The 442-nt window shown below is 38.5% G+C and carries 1 pseudogene; it reads left to right on the top strand.

From position 1 onward, the window contains the following. Positions 1-24: 24 nt before the first annotated feature. Positions 25-442: pseudogene (gene aspA / locus F7R20_RS31505) on the top strand (aspartate ammonia-lyase); the annotation flags it as partial.

Raw genomic sequence — 442 nt, 5'->3', positions numbered from 1 at the left:
ATTATGCCGGCAAAGGTTAATCCAGTGATTCCTGAAGTAGTGAATCAAATTGCATTTCGAGTCATGGGGAATGATTTGACCATCACTTTAGCTGCTGAAGCAGGGCAGCTGCAATTGAACGTAATGGAACCTGTGATTGCAGTTTCAATGAATGAGTCAATTGAATTACTGATTAATGCAATTACCACCTTAGAAACGAAATGTATTCAAGGTATTCAAGCAAATGAACAAGCTTGTTTTGATGCAGTTATGCGCAGTGTGGGGATTGTTACCTTGCTTGATCCATATTTAGGGCATGCAAAATGTGATGAAATTGGAAAGCAATGTATCGCAGAGAATAAAACTATCCGCCAAGTGGTGCTTGAACAGCAATTATTAACTGTACAGCAATTGGATGAAATTTTCTCCATAGAAAATCTAGTTTCAGAAGTTACACCTTGGC

Origin of the sequence: Pseudomonas brassicacearum subsp. brassicacearum (assembly GCF_008801605.1) — a bacterium.
GTDB lineage: Bacteria > Pseudomonadota > Gammaproteobacteria > Pseudomonadales > Pseudomonadaceae > Aquipseudomonas > Aquipseudomonas brassicacearum.
The sequence above is the reverse complement of the archived record's forward strand: the minus strand, read 5'-3'. Positions and strand labels throughout refer to the sequence as shown.